The organism is Aestuariivirga sp. (assembly GCF_020252405.1).
Lineage (GTDB): Bacteria > Pseudomonadota > Alphaproteobacteria > Rhizobiales > Aestuariivirgaceae > Aestuariivirga.
In genome coordinates this window covers 1-7465 of sequence record NZ_JADCDA010000010.1, presented here as the reverse complement: position 1 = coordinate 7465, position 7465 = coordinate 1, and the positions used below count along the sequence as shown (strand labels likewise).

Genomic DNA, 7465 nt, shown 5'->3' with positions numbered 1-7465 from the left:
TGGCGCGGCTTGTCTTTCCGCCACCTGTCAAACGCGCCTTCGTGTTCAGTTGGTCACTCTGGCGGCGCGTTCACCAAGCCCATGCCGCCGAGGCCCACTACCGCGCAAGACTCACCACGCAGACGCAACTGTAGTACTAAACCGCCTCGCTTGATTGACTGAAAACGCTTCCCATATGACCCCCTGTCAAGCCGCTCTCATCAGGGAATGCCTCGCGGGGGTTCAGCGTGGGGCGGCGCATCAAACCGTTGACGGCTTTTCAGGGGCGCCATCCCAGGGTCCATGAAGGGCGCCGAGGAGGAGAAACAGATGGATTTCGAGAAATACACCGAACGTTCGCGCGGCTTCATCCAGTCCGCGCAGGCGCTGGCGCTGCGTGAGGGCCACCAGCGCTTTACGCCTGAACACCTGCTGAAGGTTCTGCTCGACGACGGGGAAGGCCTTGCCGCCGGCCTGATCAAGGCCGCGGGCGGTGATTCGCGCCTGGCGCTCAGGGAAACCGAAGCGGCGCTGAAGAAGATGCCCAAGGTGTCCGGCGGAGGCGCGGGGCAGGTCTACCTGTCGCCCGAAATGGCGCGCGTTTTCGAGGCCGCCCAGAAGATCGCCGAGAAAGCGGGCGACAGCTATGTGACCGCCGAGCGCCTGCTGCAGTCGCTGGCCGTCGAGCCTTCGGAGGCCCAGAAGGTCCTGAAGAATGCCTCCGTCACCGCGCAGGGCCTGAACGATGCCATCAATGCGGTCCGCAAGGGCCGCACCGCCGACACGGCTTCCGCCGAGCAGGGTTATGATGCGCTGAAGAAATATGCCCGTGACCTCACCGAGGCCGCGCAGGCTGGCAAGCTCGACCCGGTCATCGGCCGTGACGAGGAAATCCGCCGCACCATCCAGGTGCTGTCGCGGCGCACCAAGAACAACCCCGTGCTGATCGGCGAACCTGGCGTCGGCAAGACGGCGATCGCCGAGGGCCTCGCGCTCCGCATCGTCAAGGGCGACGTGCCGGAGAGCCTGAGGGACAAGAAACTGCTGGCGCTCGACATGGGTTCGCTCATCGCCGGCGCCAAGTATCGCGGCGAGTTCGAGGAGCGGCTCAAGGCCGTGCTGTCGGAAGTGACCGCGGCGGAAGGCGGCGTCATCCTGTTCATCGACGAAATGCACACCTTGGTGGGGGCCGGCAAGACCGATGGCGCGATGGATGCATCGAACCTGCTGAAGCCGGCGCTGGCCCGTGGCGAGCTCCACTGCGTGGGCGCCACGACGCTGGACGAGTACAGGAAGCACGTTGAGAAGGACGCGGCCCTGGCCCGCCGCTTTCAGCCGGTCTTCGTGGGCGAGCCCACGGTCGAGGACACCGTGTCGATCCTGCGTGGCATCAAGGAGAAGTATGAGCTTCACCATGGCGTGCGCATCACCGACACGGCGCTGGTCTCCGCGGCGATCCTGTCGAACCGCTACATCAGCGACCGCTTCCTGCCCGACAAGGCCATCGACCTGATGGACGAGGCGGCCTCACGGCTGCGCATGCAGGTTGACTCCAAGCCCGAAGAGCTGGACGAGATCGACCGCCGCATCATGCAGCTGCAGATCGAGCGCGAGGCCCTGAAGAAGGAAACCGACCAGGCCTCCGGGGACCGTCTGGTGAAGCTCGAGAAGGAACTCGCCGGGTTCGAGGAGAAATCGGCCGCCATGACGCGCCGCTGGCAGGAGGAGAAGGCGCAGCTCGCGTCCGCCTCCAAGGTCAAGGAGGAGCTGGAGAAGGCCCGCTTCGACCTCGAGCAGGCGCAGCGCAAGGGCGATTTCGCCAAGGCGGGCGAACTCGCTTACGCCACCATCCCCGGCCTTGAGAAAAAGCTGAAGGAGGCGGAAGAAAAATCGAGCGCCAAGATGCTCGAGGAGGCGGTGACGGAGAACCACGTGGCACAGGTCGTGTCGCGCTGGACCGGCGTTCCCGTCGACAAGATGCTGGAAGGCGAGCGTGAGAAGCTTATCGCCATGGAAACGGAACTCGCCAAGCGCGTCATCGGCCAGTCGGACGCGGTGATCGCGGTGTCGACCGCGGTCAGGCGTTCGCGTGCGGGCCTGCAGGACCCGAACCGCCCGATCGGCTCGTTTATGTTCCTTGGCCCCACGGGCGTGGGCAAGACCGAGCTCACCAAGGCGCTGGCCCACTTCCTGTTTGACGACGAGCATGCGATGGTCAGGATCGACATGTCGGAGTACATGGAGAAGCATTCTGTCTCGCGCCTGATCGGCGCCCCTCCCGGCTATGTCGGCTATGATGAGGGCGGCGCGCTGACCGAGGCGGTTCGCCGCCGGCCTTACCAGGTCGTGCTGTTCGACGAGATCGAGAAGGCGCATCCCGATGTCTTCAACGTGCTCCTCCAGGTGCTCGATGACGGCCGCCTGACGGATGGCCAGGGCCGCACCGTGGACTTCAAGAACACGCTGATCATCATGACCTCGAACCTCGGCGCCGAATATCTGGTGAACCTGGGCGAGGGACAGGACGTGGACGCGGTGAAGGACGAGGTGATGGGCGTGGTGAAGAGCCACTTCCGGCCCGAGTTCCTCAACCGCCTCGACGAGATCGTACTGTTCCACCGCTTGAAGCGCGAGCACATGGGCGCCATCGTCGATGTTCAGGCCGGGCGTCTCCGCAAGCTGCTGGCGGATCGCAAGATCAGCATCGAGATCAGCGACGCGGCGCGCGACTGGCTGGCCGACAAGGGCTACGAGCCGGCCTATGGCGCGCGTCCCTTGAAGCGGGTGATCCAGAAAAACCTTCAGGACCCCCTCGCCGAGGAGATCCTGTCAGGCCGCATCAAGGACGGCGAGACGGTGAAGGTGGACGCCAGGGCCGGCCTCCTCACCTTCAACGGCGTGCCGGTGGGCGGCAAGACCGTCATCGATCCGAAGGTCGTGAAGCTGCATTGAACTTCAAGAGGGCGGTCCTGCGGGGCCGCCCCTTTTGTTTCAGTCCCCAACATGCGCCTTGCCCCGGCTTGACCGGGGCATCCTTTGCGGCAGGCCAAAAGGACACGCGGGTCAAGCCCGCGTGAGGTGAACTCTGGTGTGTTGCTTGTCGGTTGTGAAAGCAAATGGCACTCTCGGCACATGACCCTTGAAGGCTACAACCGCTTCTGCCGCGGCCTCGCCCACACTGCCTGTGTGGTGCAGTGGGACGATGCGCATGTGTGGAAAGTTGGCGGGCCCAGGGGCAAGGTCTTCGCCATTGCCTCGCGCTGGGAGGGGCCCTCGCTCGACATCACGTTCAAAGCTTCGCAGCTTTCCTACGACCTGCTCAGGGACAAGCCGGGCATAAGGCCCGCACCATATTTCGCCTCGCGCGGGCTCCTGTGGCTGCAGCGGCGGAACGAAGAAACTCTCGATGACGCGGCACTCAAGGATTATCTGCGCGAAAGCCACAGGCTTGCCGCGCTGAACCTGCCGAAGCGGGTGCAGAGGACCCTCGGGTTCGACATCCCAGGTTAAGGCATTTTCAGGTCAAGTGGACACCGGTTGACCGTCGAAAATGCGACCAAACAAGGAGATGGAGCGGGTTTCGGTTCCACTGAACGGAAACCTGCTCTATCTCGTCATCCCGGTGGAGGCCGTAATGACGCCATGCGGTGCGCCCGGTTCACGCCTTCGGGGGATTGTCCCGTGCGAACAGATATACCAAGAGGCTCGCCGCCAGCAGCCCGGCGAAGATCAGGTGCAGCGTGGCATAGGCCTGTTCGGGCGGATGGTCGCCGAGCCGCGTCATCAGCCAACCGCTCAACGGCTGCAGCACGCCGGCCCCGCCGATGAAGAGCACATTCAGCAGCGTGATGCCGCGGCCCAGCAAGTGGTCCGGCACGAAGCTCCGCCCATGCGCCATCAGCACGCCATAGCTCATGCCGAAGCCGCCGGCGAGGCCCATGAGGATGATCGCGGTGGCGGGTGACAGGCCCGGCAAGGCGAGGGCCGCAAAGCACAGCGCCGTCACGCTCACGCCGCCGAACACCACCCATTTGCGCGTGCGAAGCCACCGGTCGAGCGGGCCATAGACCATGGCGCCGGCTGACATGGCGGCCGCCATGACGAGCAGCGCATTGCCACGCGCCACCGGCTCCAGTCCGAACACCGAGGAGAAATAGGGGCCGGCCCACAGCCCGCGCTCGGCCAGCACCACGGCGTAACTCACCGCCGTGATGGGCAGCAGCGGCCAGAGATGCCGGATGCGCAGAATGTCGCCCACGCCGCCGAACAGCCCGCGCGCGCCGTGAGTGGTGATGCGCTCCGGATCCCGGATGAGCAGCAGTACCGACAGGGCTGAGAGCGCGGTCGCCGCCGCCATGCCGGTCATCGCGCCGCGCCAGCCGATCGACTGCGCCAGGAAGGCCAGCGGCGAGGCGGCGAGGAGGTTACCCGCCGTGCCGAGACCGAGCAGCCAGGAGCACAGCAGCGCGAAACGCTGCGGCGGGGCGATGCGGCCAAAGAGATAGATCGCCCCCATGTAGATCGATCCGCATCCCGCCCCGATCAGCAGCATCGCCAGGTTGAGGGTGAAGGCGCTGTGCGCGGTGGCGAAGAGCAGGGCGCCCACCACCGCGGCCAGCATCTGCAGCGACACGGTGCGGCGCGGCCCGGCAGTGTCCAGCGCCCAGCCCACCGGAAACTGCGTGGCCACGAAGCCGAGGACCCAGAAGGCCTGCAGATTGCCCAGCGCCTGCGGGTCGAGGGCCAGCTCATGCGCCAGCTCGGGCGCGATCACCGCCAGAAAGGAGCGGTAAAACTGACTGAGCGCATAGGCCGCGAGGAAGGTGATGAAGACGCGCATCCGAAAGCCTCATCGCAGGCGCGGCGCGCCGGGGCAAGCCAGGTTGCGTCCGAAGGCTTACTGCTGTTTGGCCTGCGCCACCTGCAGCGGCGAAGGCGCCTGCTGCATCATGGCCAGAACGCGCTGCTTCATCTGGTTGAACTTCGCCAGCTCCTTGCCGCCGAGCTGCTTGCCACCCGCGGAGTTGATGCGCGTTGGGTTTACGGGGCGGCCATTGGCGTGGACCTCGTAATGGAGATGCGGCCCGGTGGAACGGCCGGACGAGCCCACATAGCCGATGATCTGGCCCTGGTTCACCTTCACGCCACGGCGGATTCCGGTGGCGAGCTTGTGCATATGGGCGTAAAGCGTTTCGTAGCGGTTGTTATGCTTGATTTCGACGGCGATGCCGAAAGCGCCGTGCCGGCCGGCGATATTCACAACGCCCGATCCCGCGGCGCGGATTGGCGTGCCCTGCGGCACGCCGAAGTCAACGCCCGCATGCATCTTGGAGTAGCCGAGCAGCGGGTGCATGCGCATGCCGAAGCCGGAGGTGAGCCGGGCGCCGGAGACCGGCGTCTTCAGCAGGGACTTCTGGGCGCTGCGGCCCTTCTCGTCGAAATAATCAGTCTGCCCGTCCCTGGTGGTGTAGCGGTAATAGGTCTTGGTCTTGCCGTCGAGTGTCAGCTGCGCGAAGTGCAGCACCTTGCGGCGCGACGACGATCCGGTCAGCGGGTTGCCGTAGAACACCTCGAAGCTGTCGGAGGCCTTCACCTGGCGCTGGAAGTCGACATCAAACGAGAAGATGCGGGTGAATTCCGCGATGATGTAGTCCGGTATCTTGTTGTCCTTGGCCGTGCCGTAGAGGCTCGATCCCACTTCGGCTTCCGTGCGGAAGTGATTGATCTGCGCATATTGCGACTTCGTCCCGGCCTTTGCGCCCTCGATTGCCGCCTGGAACCGGCCGTCTTCGTCGGCCTCGACGGTGAGCGTTTCTTTCGGGCCGGGCTCGAAGGAGAGTTCCACCGGGAAGGTCACCTCGCGGCCGTAGAAGTCGATCTGCCGATCGAGGGTCAGCTCGATCGCCGTCCCCTGCTTGATCATGTTCACCGGGAAGATCGGATCGATGGCGGCAACCAGCGCCTTTGCGGCATCCGGGCTGACACCGCGGTCAGTCAGCGCGCCGATCAGGTTCTGCCCCTTGGCCAGAGTGAAGGTCTCGTCGGTCGGCTCGGGCGGCACCTGCTTGGTGATGGTGGTGATGTTCTCCTCGCTGTCCACGCCGTCGATGTCGGCGTCGATGGTCATCGGCCTGTCCTCGCTGTAGGGCAGGTCGCCGGAGGTGATCTCAGGATAGAGGTTGGCGTTGTTCAGGTCACGTTCCGGCACCACCGCCTGATAGGCGGCGGAAAGCTCCTTCCGGCCAATCAGTCCGCCGGGCGCATCCGCCGGGAAGCCGGCGATGGAAGCCTTCTCGACCGAGGCATAGGCATCCCGCGGGGCGGCGTTCTCGCCGAAGATGCCCAGAACGGCGCTGCCGATGACGAGCGAACCGGCAATGCCGGCAACACAGGTGGTCAGCAGCCAGCGGTGATGCGCAGGCTCAACCTGGAACGGATCGGGTATCGGCTCGGTGACGGATGCAGGGACGGCAGCGGCGCGCAGAGCGGCGGCGGAAGCACGTGGCACGGCGGCGGCGCGTGGCACGGCGGCGGCGCGTGGAGCGGTGGCAGCGCGCGGCGCCGTCGTGAAGCGGGGCACCGGTTTCGACGGCAGTGGCGGACGGCTGGTCGGGCCGGCAAATGGCGTGCGGGCGCGAAACTGTCTGTCAACGCGATCGTTCAATACTCATATCCCCTGTCTCACTCGCACGTGTCATATTCGCACGTGAGTTGATCGCACGTATCCTGCTCGCGCGCCTGAAACGTGACGCCTGCCCGCTTCCCTTGATCGGCAGGTCCAGCGGAGCTTTTTCATTTGCCTTGCTCCGTCTGGGACTCAGGGCCCCCTGTGTGAGGCCCCGGCGCGCGTCGGAAAATGCCCTTACAAATCCAGTTAGTCAACCGTCAATGGCTGACGGCTTTCCACAGGGTTCCACCAGCCCTCCTGCCGCCGTGACGAAGGCGGGCTTGAGAACAACACGCTGCAATATCCCATGCACTCATTACCATTTCGCTAACCATGTTTCGGGGGAGAGACCGGACCCCGTCGGCATGACGGCACGCGGACTTCCGTCGCAAACCAGGCAAATGGCTGGCAAAGCCCGGGGCCTGCCCTTCTCGAAGCCAGCTCCCAAGGCCGGAGCGGATCAATTTCATTATTCTCTTTCAATAATTTACAGGATTTATGAAGATTCCATGCGCGACCCGCTTGACACTTTGGTTGGTGATCTTTTATAAGCCCAGCCACTGTGGGCTGCGTTGTTTGAAGCGCGCGGGCTCTTTGTGCTGAAAGCCGAGAAGGTGGCGGTTCTGCCGGTTAGCCTGAGAGGGTTGTGCCGGGGGATTTGTTTGTTTCTGGTTCAGGCGTTGCTGATTGACATTGTGAAGAGAGAAAGAGAGACGCAGGCGGCGTGTGTTCTTGCGGGTCCTGGGGTAACCTGGGGCTGTTAGGAAACAACGTATCGCATGCGTCTTTGAGAGTAGCCAAAAGCTTTGGCGGGAGCAC

At 64.4% G+C, this 7465-nt stretch carries 4 protein-coding genes; 2 read left to right on the top strand and 2 right to left on the bottom strand.

The genetic code is table 11. The annotated features are described in order from the left end of the window. Nucleotides 1-309 precede the first annotated feature (309 nt). Nucleotides 310-2931, top strand: a complete 2622-nt coding sequence (clpB, locus tag IOC69_RS02665; RefSeq protein WP_290541979.1) for an ATP-dependent chaperone ClpB — start codon at nt 310-312, stop codon at nt 2929-2931. 180 nt (nt 2932-3111) lie between these two features. After that, nucleotides 3112-3489, top strand: a complete 378-nt coding sequence (locus IOC69_RS02660) for an MmcQ/YjbR family DNA-binding protein (protein WP_290541978.1) — start codon at nt 3112-3114, stop codon at nt 3487-3489. 148 nt (nt 3490-3637) lie between these two features. Here IOC69_RS02660 and IOC69_RS02655 read toward each other — a convergent pair whose 3' ends face one another. After that, nucleotides 3638-4819, bottom strand: coding sequence for an MFS transporter (locus tag IOC69_RS02655; protein WP_290541977.1), 1182 nt, complete (start codon nt 4817-4819; stop codon nt 3638-3640). A 57-nt stretch (nt 4820-4876) separates the two neighbouring features. Continuing rightward, on the bottom strand, nt 4877-6559 hold the full coding sequence (locus tag IOC69_RS02650) for a M23 family metallopeptidase (protein WP_290541976.1): 1683 nt from the start codon (nt 6557-6559) through the stop codon (nt 4877-4879). Nucleotides 6560-7465 lie beyond the last annotated feature (906 nt).

What these genes read in the sequence shown, in the direction of transcription:
- IOC69_RS02655 (WP_290541977.1), bottom strand. Translation starts at nt 4,819, where the DNA reads ATGCGCGTCTTCATCACCTTCCTCGCGGCCTATGCGCTCAGTCAGTTT.
- IOC69_RS02660 (WP_290541978.1), top strand. Translation starts at nt 3,112, where the DNA reads ATGACCCTTGAAGGCTACAACCGCTTCTGCCGCGGCCTCGCCCACACT.
- clpB (WP_290541979.1), top strand. Translation starts at nt 310, where the DNA reads ATGGATTTCGAGAAATACACCGAACGTTCGCGCGGCTTCATCCAGTCC.